Source organism: Bradyrhizobium sp. McL0616 (assembly GCF_049993385.1).
Lineage (GTDB): Bacteria > Pseudomonadota > Alphaproteobacteria > Rhizobiales > Xanthobacteraceae > Bradyrhizobium.
The window spans coordinates 6,433,772-6,455,527 of the sequence record NZ_CP188255.1; the positions used below are offsets into that span (position 1 = coordinate 6,433,772).

The following is a 21,756-nucleotide window of genomic DNA, read 5'->3' on the forward strand; positions in this document are numbered from 1 at the left end:
ATGCTTCGCCGGTCCGGCGCCGTCGCGCTGGAACCAGGATACCCGCGTTTGCCAAAGTTAACTCTGCCGGTCCGGCTCGCTCTCCTGGTCGCGGGGACGACGCTGCCCATGATCGTGTTCGCGGTCAGCATCGCCTTCTACAATTACAAGCAGGACCGCAGCGACGCAACTCGCCGCGTGCTGGAGAACGTGCGCAGCATGCGCCTGGTGCTGGATTCCGAGGTGCAGCGGATGACCGGCAGCTTGCAGGTCCTCGCGCTGACGAATTCGCTCCGAAACGACGACTTCCCGAATTTCCGCCGCATTGCGCTTGGCTTTCTCGACCAGTATGGCAAGGGCGGCCTGGTACTGATCTCCGACCGCAAGGGCCGGATCCTGTTTTCGTCTGCGACGGAAGACACAGCTAACCTGCCGCCGCGCATCAATCTCGAGATCGTCGAGAAGATGTTTGCGGCCAAGGCGCCGCAATATTCCGACCTGTTCACCGGCGCGCTCAATCAGCGACAGGTTCTCACCGTCGAAGTTCCGGTGTTTCGCGACGGCGAGGTGATCTACGACCTCTGCTTCAGCCCGCCGATCAGCATCTTTCAGGACCTGGTGGAGAAGCAGAGGCCCGATCAGCAATGGACGGTATCCCTGCTCGACACCAAGGGCACCGTGTTCGCGCGCGTACCGAACCCCAGCGAAACCTTCGGCAAGCGCGCTACGCCGTCGCTCTACGAGGAAATGTTCCGCGCGCCTGAGGCGGCGCTCTCGTCGATCTCGCTCGATGGCGTTCCGCTCGCCTCCGCCTATACGCGATCGCGGCTCACGGGGTGGACCGTCGCTGCCGGCGTCCCGGAAAGCTCGTTGATCGCACCGCTCTGGCGCAACATCGCGATCACCAGCCTGATCGGCGGCGTGCTGCTGCTGATCGGCCTGACCTTTGCCGTCAGAATGGCGACCGCGATCGCGCGCGGCGAGATGCTGCACAATCTCTTGATCGAGGAGCTCAACCACCGCGTCAAGAACACGCTGGCGCTGATGCAGGCGATCGCGGTGCAGACCTTCCGCGGCGCAAGCCGCGACGAGCGGGCGAAATTCGAGGGCCGTCTCGGCGCGCTGGCCGAAGCGCATAATCTCCTCGGCCAGGAGAAGTGGCAGGGCTCGGAGCTGAAGGACGTGGTGACACGCGTGCTCCAGCCCTTTCTGCTCTCCGGTCCTGAACGCATCCGCATGACCGGCCCTGCGGTGCCGCTGTCGCCGCGGCTGGCCGTGGTGCTGTCGATGATCGTGCATGAGATCGCCACCAACGCCGCGAAATACGGCGCGCTGTCCAACGAGACCGGCCGGGTGGTGCTCGAATGGGAGGTCATCGCGGACACGCCGAAGCCGCGGCTGCGGCTGATCTGGAGCGAGATCGGCGGCCCGCCGGTGACGGTGCCTGTGCAACGTGGTTTCGGCTCACGCCTGATCGAGCGCAGTGCGCGCGACCAGCTCGGCGGCGAGGCAACTGTCGACTTCCTGCCGCGCGGCGTCGTCTGCACGGTCAGTTGCGCGCTGGACGAGGAGAGGTGAACGGACTGAGAGGAAAGCTCTCGCTTTGCCCCCGGAAGGTGACGTTGACATCGTCAAGCAACAGTCCGGACTGGTCGCTAGAGCGATAGTGGTGTGACGGCCTGTCGCACCTATTGTCTCAAACCGTTTTCATCGGCAATTTCAACGTTTCTCGGCGCTTCTCGGCGCGATCCCCGTTCAAGACATCGACAAATCAGCGCTACCGATCGTTCATTTGCGAAAACGCGCGCCTGCTTGGAGCAGGATCGGACAAAGCGTGGCTGCTTGAGGAAAGACGCTGCGCCTTCGATCGCGCATAGAACGCGGATCGAGCCGCACAAATGCAGGCCTGATCCGAAGCTTGAGGCGATCAGGAGAAGCCACGCAATGATCGGGAGCACCGCACTCATGTGCCATCCCTCGCACAAGGGCTTGCCGCCCACCCCTGGCACACGGCCAAACGATGGATCGAAGTCCGAGCCGCGCGCCGCCGATGCGGAGATGGCGCGCGTACTCAAGACGAAGCCGCTACGGATTGCGTCGGATTCACAAAGCGGCGCCATCGCCTATTGGAAGCACGAGCCGCTCCACGACATCGTCGAACCCATGGCCGATCACGTCATCATGACTTATCCGGCCGGCTCGCAGTCACTGGAGCGGCGCACCGGAAAACTGGCCGCAATTGGAACGGCGCGTCCCGGCGTCGTGACGATCATTCCAGCCGGCTCGACGTCGCGATGGGATATTCACCGTCCCGTCCATGTCGTTCAGCTCTATCTTCCGCAGAGGACGCTTCTGCGTATCGCCAATGATGCCAATACGGCGAGCCCCGGCGACCTCCTGGAAAGAACCGGGCATCCCGACGCCATCACGTCCCGGCTGCTCCTGAGCGCCGCAGACTCGCTCGAAGGCAGCGCCACGCTGGATACACTGTTTCGGCAGCAACTGACTGATCTTCTCGCCACGCGCCTGCTGGTTGCTCATTCGGGCATGCCGGCCACCCTGCAGCCGACCATCGGCGGCCTTTCGCCCGCGGTCCTCCGCCGGGCGATCGAACGCCTGCGTTCGGACAGCAATGCAGATGTTTCGCTCTCGGCACTTGCGTCCGACGCCGGTCTCTCGCGCTTCCATTTCTGCCGGTCCTTCAAGGAGAGCACCGGGCTCTCGCCGCATGCCTGGCTGCGCCAACACCGGCTCGAGCAGGCCATGAACATGCTGCGGGAGAGCGACCAATCGGTGGTCTCGGTCGCCGCGGCGCTTGGCTATTCCTCGCAGACCGCCTTCGCCGCGGCATTCAAGAAGCTGACGGGTGAAACGCCGAGCGATTGGCGCAGGCGCGTGCGTTAACAGCAATCTCTCGACGGGTACGGCAATCGCTCTGGGGCAGGCGAATAACTGGTTCGCTAAACATCTCGGCATCGCACCACGCGGACGGAGACAGACGATGGACTGGAGACACCTCGCAATCGCACCGCGACGGAAAGCCGTCGCGACGGCGCTCATGTACGGACTCTCACTGACCGTGCGTTTCACCTCGCCAACAGCCGAAGAAGCGCCGGCACTAACTGCGCTAAGCGCCAATCCCGCGGCTTCAATCCTGATCAATCAGAGCTGGCTCAGGAGACCTGCCGTGCCGGCGGCCCTGCGCAGCTGGCCATTGGGCCCGGGAAGCTGCCACGCGGCATGTGAAGGCCCTGCGCTGATGTCGTCACTTCCGGGCTGCACCGCGCGTTGAGGACCCGGCCGCCTCCGTTTCACCTCTTCGCGTCATCGTCGATTGCACTTGCTCTGCCGACATCGGGCGGCGGCGATGACGCGCGTGCGTCTTGAGCGAACCACCCCAGGAGTAAATCACATGCGACTTCTCATCATTGGCGCCGGCTTTGCCGGCATGTACGCGGCCCTCTCCGCCGCCCGCCTGCGCGACATCCAGGGCGTTTCGCCTGGCGACCTCGAAATCGCGCTGATCGCACCGGAGCCTACGCTGGTGGTCCGGCCGCGTCTTTATGAGCCGAAGCCGGAAACCCTGTCGGCGTCGCTGCTCGACGTACTCAAGGCGATCGACGTCGACTACATCCAGGGCAGCGCCGAAACGGTCAACACCGAGGCGAAGTCGGTGCAGATCACGACTCCCAAGGGAGGGCGAAAGACCCTGTCCTACGACCGTCTGGTGATCGCCACCGGCAGCCGGCTGTTCCGCCCCAACATTCCCGGCCTTGCCGAGCACGGCTTCAGCGTCGACTCGCTCGATGACGCAATTGCGCTCGACAGGCATCTGCATGGTCTCGCCGACCGGCCGGCCCTGAACGGACGCGACACGGTCGTCGTTGCCGGCGGCGGCTTCACCGGCATCGAGGCGGCAACTGAACTGCCCGCGCGCCTACGCGACATCTTCGGCCAAAACGCCAGGACGCGCGTGATCATCGTCGAACGCAACAGCGCAATCGCTCCCGACATGGGCGAAGACGCCCGCCCGCTCATCGAGGACGCGTTGCGCAAGCTCGGCGTCGAGACCCGGCTCGGGGCCGGCGTTGCCTCACTCGACAAATCCGGCGTGACGCTATCGACCGGCGAGCATATCGAAGCCGAGACAGTCGTCTGGGCGGCTGGCATTCGCGCAGCACCTTTGACGGCGCAGATTCCCGCAGAGCGCGACAATTTCGGCCGGCTTCTGGTGGACCGCGATCTGCGCGTGCCGGGCATCACCGGCGTCTTCGCCACCGGCGATGCTGCGCGGGCAGCCTGCGACGATGACGGCAATTACGCGTTGATGTCGTGCCAGCATGCGACGCGCATGGGCGCCTTTGCCGGCAACAATGCCGCCGCCGAACTGCTCGGCGTTCCGACCAAGCAATATCACCAGAAGGCTTACGTGACCTGCCTCGACCTCGGCGAAGCCGGCGCGGTGTTCACGCGCGGCTGGGAGCGCAAGGTCGAGATGGTCGGAGACGTCGCCAAGAAGACCAAGCAGGAGATCAACACCGTGTGGATCTATCCGCCCAAGGCCGAGCGCGCCGCGGCGCTCGCGTCCGCCGATCCGGAACGTGTGACCGAACTCTAGACGCACGAAGCGATGAGGCCGCGCTCACCTAGCTGCGCGGCCTGCTCAACCAAGACCAGCCAGAAGCCTTCTATCATGCAACAGGAGACCAACATGAACCTGCACAACACCTCATACCCCGTATCACCGGGACCCGAAGAGCTCGTTCCGTCGCGCTACGCGCTGAAGGTCGGCGAGATCGACGTGCTGGTGGTCAGCGACGGGGTGCTGCCGCTGCCAACCGCGATGTTGGGGCACAACGCCGACCCGGCCGCCCGGGCGGGCTGGCTGCACGACATGTTCCTGCCGCCGGACGCTTTCGACTGGGCGCTGAATGCGGTCGTGGTCCGCAGCGGCGGCAAGACCATCCTCATCGACGCCGGATTGGGGTCCGACCCGGACCTGCACTTGCCGCGGGCCGGGCAGTTGATCGGGCGACTGAGGGCCGTCGGCATCGATCTTTCGTCCGTGACGGACGTGGTGCTGACCCACCTGCACATGGACCACATTGGCGGGCTGCTCGTCGACGGGGTCAAGGAGCGGCTGCGTCCAGATCTGCGGATCCACGTGGCGGCCGCAGAGGTCAAATTCTGGGAGGCGCCCGACTTCTCCCACACCTCCATGCCGCCGGGGTTTCCGGACGCGCTTCGGGCGACCGCCAAGCGGTTCGTGAGCGAGTACGGGAGCCAGTTGCGGCAGTTCGATAAGGAGCATGAGGTTGCGCCGGGAGTCGTCATCCGTCGCACCGGCGGTCACACCCCCGGACACAGCGTGGTTCGCGTGACGTCCGGCGACGACGCGCTGACATTCGCCGGCGACGCCGTGTTTGCTGTCGGGTTCGACCACCCCGACTGGTACAACGGCTTCGAACACGACCCTGAAGAGGCAGCCCGCGTTCGGGTTCGGCTCTTGCGGGAGCTGGCGGAGACCGGCGAACTGCTGGTGGCCACTCATATGCCGTTCCCGTCGGTCGGGCGGGTGGCGGTTGACGGGAACGCCTTTCGCTGGGTGCCAGCCTTCTGGGACTACTGACGGCTTATTGGGCTAAGCCGAAGCAGGGCGCGGACTCATGGCGATGATGAGCCCGCGCCCTAACCGATCGTCTGCAGCGCCGGAAACGTCTCGAGCAGCCAGATGCTCACATTCGAGACCGCGCCGGTGAGAAAGCCGATGCCGGTGATCACCATCAACACGCCCATGGCGCGCTCGACGTTGGCGAGATGGCCCTTCATGCGCGCGAACAGCTTTGAGAACTGCTCGATCATCAACGCCGCAATCAGGAAGGGAATGCCGAGGCCCGCGGAATAGACCGCCAGCAGGCCCGCGCCCCTGGTCACCGTCGACTCTGCCGCCGCGATCGAGAGGATCGCGGCGAGGATCGGGCCGATCCAGGGGGTCCAGCCGAAGGCGAAGGCGAGCCCCATGATATAGGCGCCCCAGAGGCCGACGGGCTTTGGGATCGGAAGCCGGCCTTCACGCATCAACATGCCGATGCGCGTCAGCCCGAGGAAGTGCAGACCCATGATGATGATGACGATGCCGGCGAGGATCGACAGCTCCGCCGACCAGGCGCGGATCAGCCCGCCGATCAGCGAGGCGCTGGCGCCGAGCGCCACGAACACCGTGGAGAAACCGAGCACGAACAGCAGCGCCGACATCATGATCGCGCGCTTCGAGGCCGAGGCCTCCTCGTCGCTCTCGACATGCTCGATCGTGGCGCCGGTGAGGTAGATCAGATAGGGCGGGACCAGGGGCAGGACGCACGGCGAGAGAAAGCTGACGAGGCCGGCAATCAGCGCCGCGGGAATCGAAACATGTTGCATGGTGCAGTCGGAGCCATCCCGGGCCCCGTGGCTGCGCGCGAGGATGACGCGCGGGACCGGAGCCGAACCGGCTCTGGTGTAGCCGATGCCGGGGAATGCGCAACAGAGGCGCGATCAAACCAGGGCTCCTCCCGATGCCGCCTGTGATCACAGATGCGGCATCGGGACGCGCACAAATCTCGCCAAAAAGCGAGATTGGGCGGCGCGGCTACTTCACCACGCGGAGCAGCGGACGCCGGGGCTGGTCCTGCGTCTGCTTGGAGGGGGGCAGCGGTTCGCTGGCAGCGGACCGCAGCATTTCGTCGCACAATGCCTTGAGATCGGCACTGTCAATTCCTTTGAGCTTCATCCGCACGTCGAGGATGACGATCGAGAGCAGCTCAGCCGACTCGCGGCTGTTGCTCTCGTTGAGAACCTTGCGGCACTCCTCGAGCGTCTCGAGCACCGACTGCAATTGTTCGTCTGAATGCGACACCGGCGTACTTTCCGTTAATTCGGGCTGCGAGACGTGCTTGCAACGATCCCCTCGGCCCCCATGCGGAGCAAAGGATAACACGAGGAGTCTGTGGCCTCGAAGACGATTTCAGTTTGTTTCTGCGCCGAAACCGCAGTTCCGCACGACATCGCCCCGCGACGCGAGCGGCGAAATTCGAAACGATCAGTGGTGAGAGGCCTAAAGGCGAAACGACTGTCGGGCCTCCATTGATACAGTCCGCCAAGCCGCGCGAAATCTCGCGCGCCGCTCTCCGGTCCAGACAGACCCGGCAATCCCGCAGCCATTTGAAGGCTCGCAACGGAACGCACGCGTACCCCTATTCCGGGCGATAACTCGCCCGCTTCCCAGCCCCCAAGCACACTCCAATACCACTTTTAGCACGGTAAGTATGGCGTTCAAAACTCGCCGTTCCTCAACCCGTCGTGGTTGTGGTTTGCGCTATATTCTGCCAGTTTAGCGGCTCGAAGGGACTTGTATGCACTCCTTGGCGGAAAGGGGCGTTCCACTGGAGGAACGCCCAAAAACAAATCTCAGCGGCCTCTCTGATTGGGATGCAGCTCGGATATTCCTGGAAGTAGTCCGCTGCGGCAGTTTCCGCTCGGCGGCCGAACGCCTGTCCCTGTCGATCAACGCCGTTCGGCGCAGAATCGACGATTTCGAGCGCCAGACGGGCACCACTTTGTTCACCCGCGACGTCCACGGCACCCATCTCACGGATGAAGGCGCACTGGTGGTATCCGCCGCCGAACGTATGGAAGCCGCCGCCTTCGAGGTGCTGCGCAGCAGCGATTCGACGACCAACGTTCTGTCCGGCGAAGTTCGCGTCGCCGTCACCGAAGGGCTCGGGACCTTCTGGCTCGCCCCACGGCTGGTCGAATTCCAGCAGGCCTATCCGAAGATCCTGGTCGATTTGCATTGCGCGATGCGTTCGGCCGACGTCTCCCGCCACGAGGCCGACGTCGCCATCCATCTGTCGCGGCCCTCTGCGCTCGACGTCAAGCTGGTGCGGCTCGGCCGCATGCACCTGATGTTCTGGGCCTCCGAGAAATACATCGAGAAACATGGCGCGCCGCGATCCGCGTTGGAATTGATCAAGCATCGCCTGGTGCTGCAATTCGCCGACCAGATCGCCGCCAAGGAAACATTCGAGAGCTTCTTCCCGGGCGTTCCGGAACGTGACCTTCTGGTCATGAAGACCAACGTCTCAAGCGCCAACTACTGGGCTGTCGCGAATGGAGCCGGCATCGGCGTATTCCCGAGCTACGCCATTGCGCTTGGCGGGAAGTTGATTCCACTGGAGGTCGAGCTGAACAGACCGCTGGATATCTGGTTGTCCTACCATGCTGGTAGCGGCCGGATTCCGAGAGTGCGGCACATGATTGACTGGCTGATCGAAGCTTTCAGTCCAGCGCGATTCCCGTGGTTTAAGGAAGAATTCGTGCACCCGCATGAATTCAAGGACTCGTATATGGGCGAACCCCTGACCCAGCTCTTCGGGGGATTTTCAACCGAAGAACAACGGTGAGAACTAGCATGAAAACAGCGGCGAAAAGAATGAAGCAGCGCAGTGCCGGCAAGCCGGACATTGAGCTGGGCAAACGGATCCGTCTGCGGCGCGTCGAGATGAAGATCTCGCAGGCTGAACTGGGCGACAAGCTCGGCGTCAGTTTCCAGCAGGTCCAGAAATACGAGAAGGGCGTCAATCGCGTCGGCGCGGCTCGGCTTCAGCAGATCGCCACCGCCCTCGATGTGCCCGTGACCTTCTTCTATGACGGCGACAACAAGGCCCGCGAAGTCGAGAGCCTGCTCTTCCTCGATTCCGCTTTCAGCCTCCGCCTGCTGCGCGCCTACAGCAAGATCAAGGACCAGACGGTGCAGCGTCAGCTCGTCTCGCTGATGGAATCGATCGCGGCGAACGAAGCCTGAGATCGATCGACGGTCTGGCCCTGACGGCCGACGTTCAATCCGCCGCGTCACGGGGGCGCGGCCGGATTGGACGAGACTGAGTCGATCGGACTGACTGGATCAGATCTGGGCCTGCGCGCTGTCCGCGCGCGGCCTTGCTTCTCGGGATGGCCTGGCCGCCCCTTTTTCTTTGCGTTTTTCTTGGCGCTTTTCTTGGCGTTTTCTTGGCATTTGTCGCGGTTTTCGCGAACCCGTCCCGACCTTGTTGCGACCTAATCGAGAGCTTTCGCGTTGGACCGCGCGAGGGCCTCGATGCGCCGTGCTTAATGGGACCGCAACCCTGATGCCATAGCGTCTCGCCGAATTCGCCTCGTCCTCATGGGGGAAGACCAGATACATGTCGAAACGCCATGCCGTGATCATTGCCGTGGGCCTGTTCGCCAGCGCCTCGGCGCTTGCGCAAACCGAGACCACGGGCCAGGCCGGCCCCAAGCAGGCAACCCCGGCCGGCACGGTGCCGGCGACCGCCAATCCGGCCCACACCGCCGCGCCAAAAGCCGCCGCCGCGGCACCGGCCCCGACGGCGGAGAGCCGCTCGGCCGCGGCGCTCGCGCTGACGCACGAGCCGACCTATGACGAGGGCACCACCCAGCGCATCAAGGACGCGGCACTGAGCTATTCCGATCTCGCGGTGCGCGGCGGCTGGCCAGCGATCCCCGCGGACGCCAAATTCGCCCTCGGCATCCAGGGCGCCAATGACGATCTGCTGCGCAAGCGGCTGATCCTCACCAGTGACCTCGCCGCCGACAAGGCCAGCGGCGCCTTCGACCAGGATCTTGCGGACGCCGTAAGACGCTTCCAGGCGCGCCACGGCCTCGCGCCCACCGGCATGATGACGCCGCGCACGCTGGCGGCGATGAACGTGACGGTGCAGAAGCGCATCAGACAGCTGGAGGCTTCGCTCGAGCGGCTTGAGAACACCAATTTCAGCTTCGGCCAGCGCTATGTCGTGGTCAACATCCCCGCGGCTTTCGCCGAAGCGGTGGAGAACGATTTGGTGGTACGGCGCTATCGCGTCATCGTCGGCAAGACCGAAAAGCCGTCGCCGACGCTGACGGCCCAGATCACCAGCGTCGTGCTCAATCCGACCTGGACGGTGCCGTCCTCGATCGCCAAGACAGAAATCTCGGCGCACATGCGCAAGGATCCAACCTATCTGTCGCGCATGCACATGGAGGTGCTGGACGGCCACGACAATCCGATCGATCCGCATTCGGTCGACTGGTCGGGCACGCACACGCCGAACTTCACCGTGCGCCAGCAGAACGGCACGTTCAACGCGCTTGGCGCGGTCAAGATCGACATGCCGAACTCCTATTCGGTCTACATGCACGACACCAACCAGCGCAATCTGTTCAGCGACGACTACCGCTTCGATTCCCACGGCTGCTCGCGCGTCGACAATGTGCGCGATCTCGCCGCCTGGCCGCTGAAAGACCAGCCGAAATGGACCCGCGCCGCGATCGACACCGAAATTGCGACCGGGCAGCATCTGGACGTCGCCATGGCCAAGAAGGTGCCGGTGGCCTGGATCTACCTCACGGCCTGGATGACCAAGGACCAGACCATCCAGTTCCGCAACGACGTCTATAACCAGGACGAGCAGTTGCTCGAGGCCACCGCCGAGGAGGCGGCCTTCTTCAGCAATGCCGGCAACCATCCGCTCACCGCGCATATGGCGCAGTAGGCGCGACCGCGCCATGCAATCGTGGCACAGGCGGATGCAGACCCCCTCGCCTTGCCGCGGTTGACCCAGGCCTCGCCCCAGTCGCACATTGCGCCTCGCCAAATACAAGCGAGTGCGCGATGCCTGATCTCACTAATGAAACATCCTACGCCGCGGGCAAGATCCTCAAGCACGTCACCGGCGGCGTCGGCGTGATCACCTTCAACAATCCCGTCAAGCGCAACGCGATGTCGCTGGAGATGTGGGAGGGATTTGGCGAGGCGCTGACGAGCCTGCGCGACGACGACGCGGTGCGCGTCGTGATCCTGCGCGGCGCCGGCGGCAAGGCGTTCGTCTCGGGCGCCGACATCAGCCAGTTCGAGAAGACCCGCTACAACGCGGCCGCGTCCGAGGAATACGGCAGGCGCAGCGCCGCCCAGCGCGCGCTGCTCGCCAACTATCCCAAACCGACGATCGCCAGCATCCAAGGCTTTTGTCTCGGCGGCGGCATGCAGGTCGCGATGCTCGCCGACATCCGCATCGCCGCGCATGACAGTCAGTTCGGTATTCCCGCGGCAAGGCTCGGCATCGCCTATGGCTATGACGGCTTGCGGCATCTGGTGTCGCTGGTCGGCCCGTCCTGGGCGCGGCTGCTGATGTACACGGGCATGCGCATCGATTCCGCGGAGGCGCTGCGCATTGGCCTCGTCGAGCGCGTGATCCCGGACGAGCTGCTCTGGGGCGAGACCATGGCGATCGCCGAGACGATCTCGCAGAACGCTCCGCTTGCGATCAAGGCCGCCAAGATCACCATCGCGCAGGTTCTGAAGGACGAAAGCGGGCGCGACATGGACGCGATCAAGGCGGTCGGTACGGCTTGCATGGATAGTGCGGATTTTCGCGAGGGCCGGCAGGCCTTCATGGAGAAGCGCAAACCGCAGTTTCAAGGGAAGTAGCCTCGGGGTCCGGTCGCACCAGCAAAAAACTCGAAAACAACCCCATGCAAAGTAGAAATCGCTCAGCAATTTGGCCTGGGGTGGCTTGAGCTGCGCGATAGCGAGATTTGACTCGTCGGGCAAAACACCAGCCGTGCTCGAAGTGAGCATTTGCCCCAAAGCTGAGCAGCACCCGTTGCCGAGATGTGCTAGATTGCAAAAGTCTCAACAAGGGAAGCGATCGATGTCGCCTTCGGTCCTTCAGCCAAAACGCCGCTTCCAGCTGGTGATGGTCAAACCGTCACATTACGGCGAAGACGGATATGTGATCCGATGGTGGCGGGCGACTATTCCCTCCAATTCGCTTGCCAGCCTCTATGGAATTGCGCAGGAAAGCGCAGCGCGTCGCGCGCTAGGACCTGATGTTGAGGTCGATATCGAGGCGATCGACGAATTCAGCGCCCGCGTTGACATATCAGGGCTGGTGGCGCGTTTTTCGCGGCACGATAATTTCGGCCTGATCATGCTCGTCGGCGTGCAGTCGAACCAGTATCCTCGCGCTCTCGATATCGCCCGTCCGCTGCGCGAAGCCGGTGTTCAGGTCGTCATCGGCGGCTTTCACGTCTCGGGTTGTCTGTCGATGCTCGACGGCAGTGCGGTCGAATTGGACGCCTGCCGCGCAATGAAGGTTTCCTTGTTCGCAGGCGAAGCGGAAGGTCGCCTCGATATCGTCCTTCAGGATGCCGCCGCCGGCCGGCTGGAGCCCACTTACAATTTTCTCAAGGACTTGCCCGGCATTGAAGGTACGCCTGCTCCCTTCCTGCCCATGGAGAACGTGCGACGGACTTTAGGTCTGAGTACCAGCTTCGATGCCGGCCGCGGGTGCCCCTATCAGTGTTCTTTCTGCACGATCATCAACGTACAGGGACGCAAGTCGCGTTTCCGGACGCCGGACGATGTCGAGGCGCTGGTCCGCAGCAACTGGAAGCAAGGCGTCTGCAAATATTTCATCACTGACGATAACTTTGCGCGCAACAAGCACTGGGAGGAAATCCTTGATCGCTTGATCTGGCTGCGGGAATCCGAAGGCATCCCCCTTGGGCTTCTGATCCAGGTAGACACGCTTTGTCACAAAATTCCAAATTTCATCGAGAAAGCAAAACGCGCGGGCGTAACTCGCGTATTCATCGGGCTCGAGAACATCAATCCCGATAATCTCCTGGCGGCGAAGAAGCGGCAAAACAAGATCACCGAGTACCGCAAGATGCTCTTGGCCTGGAAGGACCAGGGCATTCTCACGCTTGCTGGTTACATCCTGGGCTTTCCGGCCGATACGCCAGAATCGATCCGCAATGATATTGCGATCATCAAGCGCGAGTTGCCGATCGACATCCTGGAGTTCTTTTGTCTGACCCCGTTGCCGGGTTCGGAGGATCACAAGAACCTCTGGACCATGCAAGTTCCGATGGATCCCGATCTCAACAATTACGACCTCGAGCATGTCTGCGCCCCGCATTCCCGTATGTCGGAAAACGAATGGAAGGCGATCTATTCGGAGGCCTGGGCAATATATTATACGCCAGAGCACATGAGGACGCTGCTGCTCCGGGGCGCGGCGACCGGTGTCAATTTAAGTAGCCTGGTGAAGCTGCTGCTCACGTTCTCGTTGAGCCAGAGGCTCGAGAATGTCCATCCGCTGCAATGGGGGGTCATTCGCCTGCGCCGTCCCTCCGAGCGACGTCCGGGGCTTCCAGCCGAGAGCGCTCTCTGGTTTTGGCCGAGGCTGACAATTGAGATCGCAAACAAGACGGCAATTGCAATTGCTGCACTGTCACGTCTTGCATTCCAGGGTATTAAAATCTCCCGTGATCCAAATCGCCTCAAATACACGGATCAAGCCTTGTCGCGCGCCAGCGACGATGACGATGAGTCACTCCAGTTGCTGACGCAAACTTCAAGCGCAAAGCAATCCGCAGCTCATCAGAAGAAAGTCTTCAATCTCACCCATGGCGCGGGGTAAATCCACTCGCCAGGGGACGCCTGCTGCCGCGCGGCAACGAGGTTTGGTTTGACTCGTCGGGCAAAACACTGGCAAAATTTCATCATGGCGCCGAGTGTAGGAACGTAGGCTTGATGGTTTCGATCTAACCGCCACGTCCAGCCGCCGTTGCTGCTCGGGTCGGGCGATGGCATTAATACCCCCCTGCCAGGCCGGTGCCACCGCGCGGATCGTTTGCACCATAGTACCTGTTCCGTCCAATCGCCTTTCCGCCAAGGCTCGGTGCGCCGACGATGATCGCGGCCAAATGGTTCGCAGGCTGCGAATCCTCGAGTCGATGGCCCATGCCCTCCAGCACTTTGCGGGAGTCAGGCGAAAGCGCGTATTTTTCGACGTTTGTCGTATCCGGCAGCCATTGCTGATGAATGCGAGGGGCATCGACGGCCTCCTGAATGTTCATCTCGAAATCGATGAGGTTCAGGATGGTTTGAAGAACAGCCGTGATGATTTTGCTCCCGCCGGGCGTACCGAGAACGAGTGCAAGCTTGCTGTCCTTTGTGATGATTGTCGGGCTCATCGAACTTCGAGGCGTCTTGCCAGGCGCGATCGCATTGGCCTCGCCAGACAAAGCTCCGTAGCTATTGGCAGCGCCGGGGTTGGGCGTGAAATCGTCCATTTCGTCGTTCATCAGCACACCCGTGCCTGATGCAACGACCCGCGCACCGAACCAGTCGTTCAGCGTGTAGGTCATCGAAACCGCAGTGCCGACATCGTCGACGATCGAGAAGTGCGTCGTGTTGCTGCCTTCGTGAGGTGCAACGCCTTGCGCGATATCGCTGGAAATCCCGGCCTTGTCCGGCTTGATTGCATCACGGATTTTTGCAGCGTAGCCCCTGTCGATCAGCTTTTGGCTCGGATTGCCCGTGAAGTCAGGGTCGCCAAGAAGGCCGCTTCGATCGGCAAACGCGTGACGCATCGCCTCAATTTCGTAATGCAGCGCCTGCGCCGATCCCCAACCCAGTTGCCGGAGTGAATATCCCTCGAGAATATTCAACATCTCGCAGATGGCAACACCGCCTGAACTGGGCGGAGGGGCCGAAATCAAATGATAGCTACGGTAATCACACTCGAGGGGAGGAAGCTCACGGACCGTGTAGCGATTGAGATCCTCCTGATCGATGATTCCTCCGCCGGCCCGACTGGCCTTGACGATGGCCGCCCCTGTTTCGCCTCCGTAGAAGCCGTCAACACCCTGTTTCCCGATCGAACGTAGCGTATCTGCAAGGTCACGCTGCACCAACCGTTGGCCGGCGAGAAATGGCTGTCCATTGTTGAGGAAAATTGCTGCGGTCGCAGGAAACCTCCTGAAATCCTCGGTCGCCGATTCGAGCATGTCGACGTCGCCCTGGTCCAGGATGAATCCATCCTCGGCCAGTTTGATGGCCGGTTCGATCAGCGCCTCCCGGGTCATTGTCCCGTACTTTTTCCGAGCATATTCCAGGCCCGATACGGTGCCGGGAACGCCAGCCGCCAGCCAGCCGATCGTACTGAGGCCTTTGATGACGTTGCCATCCTTGTCGAGATACATGTCCCGGCTCGCCGCGCGGGGCGCCCGCTCGCGAAAATCGAGGAAGGTCTTGCGTCCATCGGCAAACAGGATCGTCATGAAACCGCCGCCGCCCAAATTGCCGGCGGCCGGATACACCACGGCCAAGGCGTAGCCAACCGCAACCGCGGCATCTACCGCGCTGCCCCCACGTTTGAGAATGTCGACACCGATTTCTGTTGCGAGGTGTTGTGCGCTGACAACCATGCCCTTCTCCGCGGCCACGGGCCTGGCCGAGGCAGCATTGGCGGCGGAAATCGTACCCAGTGACCAGACACAGACGGCTGCCAGCGACCAAAAAGGTCTGGCAATCATGGTGGTGCTCCCTCGCTTCGGGTCAATTGCCGGTCATGGAACGGGCCATGAGTAGATGACAGCCCAAGCTCTCAACGGTCAATCCGTTATAGCGCCCAGAATCGGGCTTCAATGCCGCTGACTTGCGTTTGCCAATTCGATATCCTGTACTCCATCTCTCAACGGGGTTGAGTGCAAGTTCCCGATTATTCACAAGGCTATGCCCAAATGCTTCTTGCGCGCCGCCTGGCCGCCGCTGCGGCGACACTCTTGCTGATCGCAGCCGGATTTCTTGTTCCGCTCTTCGCAACGTCGGCATGGTCGGCAACGGCGGTATCCGACAAATGCGCGAACCCCGTCGAGGTCACCGTGTTGCCGTCGCCGAAAGCGGCCTGGAGCGGCGTTCCGCTGCGCGTCATGGTCATCTCCGAGAAGCCGATCGAGGGCGTGCTGTCGCTGATCGCACCCGACGGAAGCGTCGCGGCTCAATCGCCCGACCGGCATGGCGGCCCCCCCTATGCCTGGTTCGCCGAGGTCTCAGCTCCTGCCGCCGGCGCCTGGCGTACGACGCTCACCGTCAACGGTGCAGCGGCGGATTGCAGCCCGGCCACCCCCGAGATCACCGTCAGCGCACGCAAACCGGAGCCGACGCGCCCACCGGCGGGAAGCATCTGGCAAGTGCGCAATAGCTGGGACAGCACGAACGAAGCCCTGTTCTCGGCATGGATCGAAAAGCTCTTCGACGCACCGGCTGACCAGAATCTGGACTGGAAGGTCTGGTACGAAGTGCTTCGCGACCAATCCCGCAATTTCCTGTTCAATTATCTGGGACGCAACGAAGACATTACGCAGACCAGCATTCGTCCCGATTGCGCCGACTTCGTCTATTTCCTGCGCGCCTATTTCGCGTTCAAGATGGGGCTGCCGTTCGGCTATTCGAATTGCTCGCGCGGATTCGGCGGCAAGCCACCGAAATGCGCTCAATGGTTTGACATTTCTCATCCGGATGTCACGCGTCCGCCGCCCCCGCCGGAGCAAGTCGCCGCAGCCGCGACCGCGCCTGCCGCGCCGCCTCCGCAGAGCAAGGGGTTTCTCGGTTTGTTTGGAAGATCGTCGCAGCCACCTGCCGAGCAGGTCGACACACCGCCTGTGACTCCAGCTCCGCCGAAGCCACCGGCGCGCCCGACAAATTTCGGAGAATATCTGCGCGACGTCGGCGACGTCGTCCATACCGGCGCCGTGCGCGCGGGCGACGACAGCGCGGATTTCTACACCGTGCCGCTGACGCAAGAAGCATTGCGCCCGGGGACCGTGTATGCCGACCCCTATGGCCACGTACTGATGCTGGTGCATCGCGTGCCGGAAGCGAACGGGACGCCGGGCGTCGACCTGGCCGTCGACGCGGAGCCCGATGGATCAATCACGCGCAAGCGCTTCTGGCGTGGTAATTTCCTTTTCGTGCACGAACCTTCGCTCGGCAGCCCGGGTTTCAAGCATTTCCGCCCGATCATGCGCGAGAAGAACGGGGCGCTGCGGCGGCTGACCAACGCGGAAATCGGCAAGCATCCGCAATTCGGCGATTTCTCGGCTGAGCAGGCGAACATGTCGGCTGAAGATTTCTACGATCGCATGGATGATGTCATGTCCCCCGAACCGCTCGATCCGTCGCGCGCCATGAGTGACGCCATCACGAGCCTGACCGAACAGGTCAAGACGCGCGTCACGTCGGTGGAGAACGGGCGCAAATACCAGGCCAAGCAGGCCGGCGACACCACGATGCCGGATGGCGCTTCGATCTTCGAGACCACAGGCGCCTGGGAGGATTTCTCGACCCCCGCGCGCGATTTTCGTCTGTTGATCGCAATCGACGTGGTGCGAAATTTCCCCGATCGTTTTGCGCGGCGGTCGGATCGCTATGCGATACCGGCCGGCAAAAGCGCAGCTGACCTGAAGAACGAATTACAGGGCGTGCTGGCCTCGGAACTTGCTTCTCGCAAAGTGACCTATACCCGGAGCGACGGCTCGCAGTGGACGTTATCGATCAAGGATGTGGTCGATCGTGCCATTGATTTCGAGATGGCCTACAATCCCAACGATTGCGTGGAGTTGCGGTGGGGAGCGCCCGAGAACAGCGAAGAGGCGTCCACATGCAAGCGCCATGCGCCCCAGGCGCAGCGCGCGAAGATGTCGAACTATCGTGCATGGTTCCGCGAGCGGCACTGGCCGGCTCATGCCTGACGGTCTGGGCCTGCATCTCCTGGCACGACTTCTCCGAAAACCTCGATCAGGCGAAAGCGCTCGCACATGAGCATCATATCCTCGCTGAATCGTCCGAGCCGGCCGAAATAAGTGCGATGGGCGCTGCGCCAATAGGCCAGGCTTCGATCGCCTTCGCCCTCATCGTACGCAAAGGCGGCATCGACATCGTTGAAGCGACGATACGAGATCTCGGTGGTTTCGATGACACAGCGCGGTTCGCCCCGTCCGTCGAGCACGACCCAGCGTTCACCGGGCGCTGAGGTGTTTGGCTCGTCTTCGGTACTGCACGTTGCGGTCTTGACGCCCTTGACGACGAGTTCGAGCAATTTATCCGCGAGCGGGGGACCGTCGCCGAAAGCGAAAGTCCGGAGCTGTTGATACCGTTCGGGGACCGGCTTGCTCATTGTCTTGCTGCTACAGCGCCGCGAGCACCGCCTTCGTGATATCCGCCGTGCCGTTGTTGCCACCGAATTCCATCGGCTTGATGCCGCCGGCATAGATTTGATCCACCGCGCGCTCGATCTTTTCACCGGCCTCGGCTGCACCCTCGACGCCGTGCTTGTCGGCGAGCCAGTCCAGCATCATCGCGGCCGACAGGATCATGCCGGTGGGATTGGCCTTGCCCTGCCCCATGATGTCGGGCGCGGTGCCGTGGCAGGGCTGGAACACGGCGTATTTGTCGCCGATGTCGGCCGACGGCGCCATGCCAAGACCGCCGATCAGGCTCGCGGTGATGTCGGAGACGATGTCGCCAAACATGTTCTCCATCACCATCACGTCGAAATCCCAGGGACGCTTGACCAGCATCGCCGAGCAGGCATCGACATAGAGCCGGTCGGTCTTCACCTCGGGATGATTTTTCGCGATCTCGTCGAAGATGCCGCGGAAGAACGCAAACGCCTTGAACACGTTCGCCTTGTCGACGCAGGCCAGCGAACCCGGCTTGCCGCGCGCCTTGCGCCGTTCGGCGAGCCGAAACGAGAATTCGAACAGGCGCTCCGACGTCCTGCGCGTGATCACGAGTGTCTCGCGCGCGTCCTCATGGGTGACGACGCCCTTGCCCATCGAGGCGAACAGGCCTTCGGTGGACTCCCGGATCACGACGAGATCGATGCCGCGCTGATCGGCGCCGACGATCGGGCTCGCCACGCCCGGGATCAGCCGCGCCGGGCGGACGCCGGCATAGAGATCGAACATGAAGCGCAGCTCGATCTGCGGCGCGATCTCGGTGTTATCCGGGTAGCGCACCGACGGCAGGCCACAGGCGCCCAGCAGAATCGCGTCGGCCTCCTCGCAGAGCTTGATGGTGCTATCCGGCATCGACTTGCCGGTTGCGAGATAATTGGTGGCGCCGGCCGGTGCCTCGGTGAAGCGGAAGCGCAAATCCGACTTCGCCTCGATCATGCGCAGCACCTCGATGGCGGGCGCCATGACCTCGGGACCAATGCCGTCACCGGCGAGCACGGCAATATGGAAGGCGTTGTTTGCGGACATTTAGGAGCCTTGAGGAAGGAGCCAGCCAAGTCGTCATTGCGAGCGCAGCGAAGCAATCCAGAACTGTATCTGCGGAGACATTCTGGATTGCTTCGTCGCAAGAGCTCCTCGCAATGACGACGGAGAGGGCAACGACTACGGCGTCAGCACCGTACGGCCGACCACGGCCCCCTGCTGCAACTGCACCAGCGCGTCGTTGGCCTTGCTGAGCGGCTGCCGCGTCACCGGGATCGGCGGCACGTTCTTGGTGCGGACGAGATCGAGCAGCTGCTGCGTCTCGCGCAGGTTCCCGACATAGCTGCCCTGGATCGTCACCGCCTTGATCGGGATCAGCGGCAGTGCCCAGGTCGCACCGCCGCCGAACAGGCCGACGATGACGAGCTTGCCACCCTTGGCCAGGCAGTCGAAACCGAGCTGTGTGGTGGCGGCGTTGCCGACGAGGTCAATGACGGCGCGGATCGGACCTCCCGCCTTCTTGGCGAGCTGCTCAAGCGCATCCGGTGCCTTGGGATCGACGGTGGCGAGCGCGCCGGCCTTTTCCGCCGCCTCGCGCTTCCTCGCATCGATGTCGAGCATGATCGCGCCCTTGCCGCCCATCGCTTTCAGCAGCGACAGCGCCATCAGGCCGAGGCCGCCGGCGCCGAACATCACGATCGGCGTGTCGAAATGCTGCTCGACCTTTTTCAGAGCGCTGTAGGTGGTGACGCCCGAGCAGGCATAGGGCGCGGCCGACGCGGGATCGAGCCCTTTGAGACCGAGGATATAGCGCGGATGCGGCACCAGCATGTGGTCAGAATAGCCGCCGTCGCAATAGACGCCGAGCGAGCGCGGCGTCGCACACATGTTCTCGTCGCCGGCAAGGCAGACCGCGCATTTGCCGCAGCCGATCCAGGGATAGACGAGGCCGACCTCGCCGAGCTTGAGATCGGCTTGATCGGTCGGCTTGACGTCCGGGCCGAAGGCAAGGACCTCGCCGACCGTCTCGTGGCCCATCGTCAGCGGCAGATTGATGCCGCGATCTTTCAGCGACAGCGGCTTGCGGCCGTGGCCGAGATCATAGCCGCCTTCCCAGATGTGGAGGTCGCTGTGGCAGACGCCGGCCGCCTTCACCTTGATCAGCACCTGCGTGCCCGACGGCTGCGGCGTCGCCTCGTCGAACTCCTTCAGCGGCGCCTTGAAATCGGCGACCTTGAAACTCTTCATCGGCGTCCTCCCGGCATGCTCTTCTTGTCGCGCCACCATGCCACGGGGGACGGGACGAGACAAACTGGGACCTGTCTAGTTGACGCCGGCAGACCATGGCAAGGCGGCCGCGCGCAAAGCCGCATTGCTTGCGGCACGAAACCGTTCGTCAGCCCTCGTTTCGTCAGCGTTTGTTGGTCAGCCTTTGTTGGTCAGCCTTGCTCGGCCGTTTTGCCTGACGGAATTGGCACGTCGTCGGTGAGGCCAACCGCCTCGCGCAATTCGCTCGTGTGCTCGCCGAGCACGGCCATCTTCTCGCCCGGCGTGGTGTCGGCACCGCTCATCCGGAACGGCAGCTTGAGAACTCTGAACGAGCCGCCCTCGTCCTTCACCTCGGAGAGCGCCTGCCGGTGCGCAAGCTGCGGATCGGCCAGCGCCTCGGTGATGGTGCGATAAGCCGAGGCCGGCACACCGGCGGCGCCGAGCGCAACCAGGCATGCATCGGTCGAAAGCCGCCGCGACCAGGCTTCGACGCCGTCCATCATGTCCGCCCAGTTCTCGCGGCGCGGGGCGTAGGTGGAGAAGCGCGGATCGGAGAGCCATTCGGGGCGGCCGATCACGCCCATCAGCGCCTGGAACGTCTTCTCGCTCGCGACAGTGATCATGACATAGCCTTTGGCCGTCTCGGTCGGGCCGAACATCGGGCGCGGCGGCTGCTTCACCGCGAATTGCGAGTTCTGCAACTCGATCACCGTCAAGGTCAGCATCGATTCCAGCATGGAGACGTCGATGTGCTGGCCAAGCCCGGTCACCGTGCGCTGATACAGCGCCGAGGCGATCGCGCCAAAACCGTAGGTGCCGGTGACGACGTCGGCATGGTAGATGCCGCAATAGTCCGGACGGTTGCGGCCGGGCTGATAGGCGAGATGCGCCATGTCATAGCCGGAGGCCGCGTGGATCACCGGCGCATAGGCCGGCAGTTCGGCCGAGGGGCCGGACTGGCCGTAACCGGAGATCGAGCAGTAGATCAGCTTCGGGTTGACCGGGCGCAGGCTGTCGTAGTCCAGCCGCAGCCGGCGCATCACGCCGGGGCGAAAATTCTCGACCAGAATGTCCGCGGTCGCGACCAGCCGGCGCACCGCCTCCTTGCCGTCTTCGGATTTGAGGTCGAGCACGACGCTCTTCTTGCCGACATTGAGCTGGCCGAACACGGTGCTGCATCCGTTGCGCAGCGGCGGCCGGGTCCGCATCGTCTCGCCGCCATCGGTCTCGATCTTGATGACCTCGGCGCCCATGTCGGCCAACATCCGCGCGCAATGGGGACCGGCGATGGTGGTCGAAAAATCCAACACCCGCAGGCCGGCGAAGGCCTTTGTCGTCGTGTCTTCGTGCTTATTTGATAGCTCCATCCCCGGCCGTCCCCTAGGAACAATCACTGTTCTCTGTTGTTGGTGCGCAGAC

Annotated in this window: 17 protein-coding genes; 10 read left to right on the plus strand and 7 right to left on the minus strand. The window is 62.9% G+C overall.

Annotation, left to right across the window (positions count from 1 at the left end):
• The first annotated feature begins 48 nt into the window (after positions 1-48).
• From ACPPVR_RS31065 to ACPPVR_RS31080, 4 genes are all read left to right on the plus strand, one after another.
• Positions 49-1,557 carry a sensor histidine kinase gene (locus ACPPVR_RS31065; RefSeq protein WP_426610349.1) on the plus strand — a complete coding sequence of 503 codons (1,509 nt, stop codon included), beginning with the start codon at positions 49-51 and terminating at the stop codon, positions 1,555-1,557.
• A gap of 366 nt (positions 1,558-1,923) precedes the next feature.
• The gene (locus tag ACPPVR_RS31070; RefSeq protein WP_426610350.1) at positions 1,924-2,883 is read left to right on the plus strand and encodes a helix-turn-helix domain-containing protein; all 960 of its coding nucleotides are present in this window, start codon (positions 1,924-1,926) and stop codon (positions 2,881-2,883) included.
• 508 nt (positions 2,884-3,391) lie between these two features.
• The gene (locus ACPPVR_RS31075) at positions 3,392-4,597 is read left to right on the plus strand and encodes an NAD(P)/FAD-dependent oxidoreductase (RefSeq protein WP_426610351.1); all 1,206 of its coding nucleotides are present in this window, start codon (positions 3,392-3,394) and stop codon (positions 4,595-4,597) included.
• Positions 4,598-4,690: 93 nt separating this feature from the next.
• Positions 4,691-5,608, plus strand: coding sequence for an MBL fold metallo-hydrolase (locus ACPPVR_RS31080; RefSeq protein ID WP_426610352.1), 918 nt, complete (start codon positions 4,691-4,693; stop codon positions 5,606-5,608).
• A 59-nt stretch (positions 5,609-5,667) separates the two neighbouring features.
• Here the strand turns inward: ACPPVR_RS31080 and ACPPVR_RS31085 are convergent, their stop codons facing one another.
• Positions 5,668-6,399, minus strand: coding sequence for a cytochrome c biogenesis CcdA family protein (locus ACPPVR_RS31085; protein WP_426610353.1), 732 nt, complete (start codon positions 6,397-6,399; stop codon positions 5,668-5,670).
• Positions 6,400-6,607: 208 nt separating this feature from the next.
• Positions 6,608-6,874, minus strand: coding sequence for a hypothetical protein (locus tag ACPPVR_RS31090; protein WP_027528892.1), 267 nt, complete (start codon positions 6,872-6,874; stop codon positions 6,608-6,610).
• A gap of 496 nt (positions 6,875-7,370) precedes the next feature.
• Between ACPPVR_RS31090 and ACPPVR_RS31095 the strand changes: the two genes are divergently transcribed.
• The 5 genes from ACPPVR_RS31095 to ACPPVR_RS31115 all read left to right on the plus strand — a co-directional run bounded on the left by ACPPVR_RS31095 (position 7,371) and on the right by ACPPVR_RS31115 (position 13,481).
• Entirely contained in the window at positions 7,371-8,420 is a 1,050-nt protein-coding gene (locus tag ACPPVR_RS31095) for a LysR family transcriptional regulator (RefSeq protein ID WP_426610354.1), read from the plus strand.
• Between the two features lie 29 nt (positions 8,421-8,449).
• Entirely contained in the window at positions 8,450-8,821 is a 372-nt protein-coding gene (locus ACPPVR_RS31100) for a helix-turn-helix domain-containing protein (protein ID WP_045008888.1), read from the plus strand.
• A gap of 376 nt (positions 8,822-9,197) precedes the next feature.
• Complete coding sequence (locus ACPPVR_RS31105) at positions 9,198-10,547, plus strand: L,D-transpeptidase family protein (protein WP_426610355.1); 1,350 nt, start codon at positions 9,198-9,200, stop codon at positions 10,545-10,547.
• Between the two features lie 119 nt (positions 10,548-10,666).
• Positions 10,667-11,482, plus strand: a complete 816-nt coding sequence (locus ACPPVR_RS31110) for an enoyl-CoA hydratase (protein ID WP_426610356.1) — start codon at positions 10,667-10,669, stop codon at positions 11,480-11,482.
• Positions 11,483-11,705: 223 nt separating this feature from the next.
• Complete coding sequence (locus ACPPVR_RS31115) at positions 11,706-13,481, plus strand: B12-binding domain-containing radical SAM protein (RefSeq protein WP_426610357.1); 1,776 nt, start codon at positions 11,706-11,708, stop codon at positions 13,479-13,481.
• Positions 13,482-13,653: 172 nt separating this feature from the next.
• On the opposite strand, the gene ggt is transcribed toward ACPPVR_RS31115, so the two are convergent.
• Positions 13,654-15,381: a gamma-glutamyltransferase gene (gene ggt / locus ACPPVR_RS31120; protein WP_426610358.1), complete on the minus strand. Its 1,728-nt coding sequence runs from the start codon at positions 15,379-15,381 to the stop codon at positions 13,654-13,656.
• A gap of 207 nt (positions 15,382-15,588) precedes the next feature.
• On the opposite strand from ggt, the gene ACPPVR_RS31125 reads away from it, so the two are divergent.
• On the plus strand, positions 15,589-17,598 hold the full coding sequence (locus ACPPVR_RS31125) for a hypothetical protein (protein WP_426610359.1): 2,010 nt from the start codon (positions 15,589-15,591) through the stop codon (positions 17,596-17,598).
• On the opposite strand, the gene ACPPVR_RS31130 is transcribed toward ACPPVR_RS31125, so the two are convergent.
• From ACPPVR_RS31130 to ACPPVR_RS31145, 4 genes are all read right to left on the minus strand, one after another.
• Positions 17,589-18,023 carry an ASCH domain-containing protein gene (locus ACPPVR_RS31130; protein ID WP_426610360.1) on the minus strand — a complete coding sequence of 145 codons (435 nt, stop codon included), beginning with the start codon at positions 18,021-18,023 and terminating at the stop codon, positions 17,589-17,591. The two genes, ACPPVR_RS31125 and ACPPVR_RS31130, sit on opposite strands and share 10 nt — an antisense overlap.
• A 10-nt stretch (positions 18,024-18,033) precedes the next feature.
• Positions 18,034-19,113: an isocitrate/isopropylmalate dehydrogenase family protein gene (locus ACPPVR_RS31135; protein ID WP_426610361.1), complete on the minus strand. Its 1,080-nt coding sequence runs from the start codon at positions 19,111-19,113 to the stop codon at positions 18,034-18,036.
• A gap of 135 nt (positions 19,114-19,248) precedes the next feature.
• A complete protein-coding gene (locus ACPPVR_RS31140) occupies positions 19,249-20,316 on the minus strand; it encodes an alcohol dehydrogenase (protein ID WP_426610362.1) in 1,068 nt (355 codons plus the stop codon).
• Between the two features lie 191 nt (positions 20,317-20,507).
• Positions 20,508-21,704 (minus strand): CaiB/BaiF CoA transferase family protein, encoded by a 1,197-nt coding sequence (locus ACPPVR_RS31145; RefSeq protein ID WP_426610363.1) that lies wholly within the window; start codon positions 21,702-21,704, stop codon positions 20,508-20,510.
• Between the last annotated feature and the right edge of the window lie 52 nt (positions 21,705-21,756).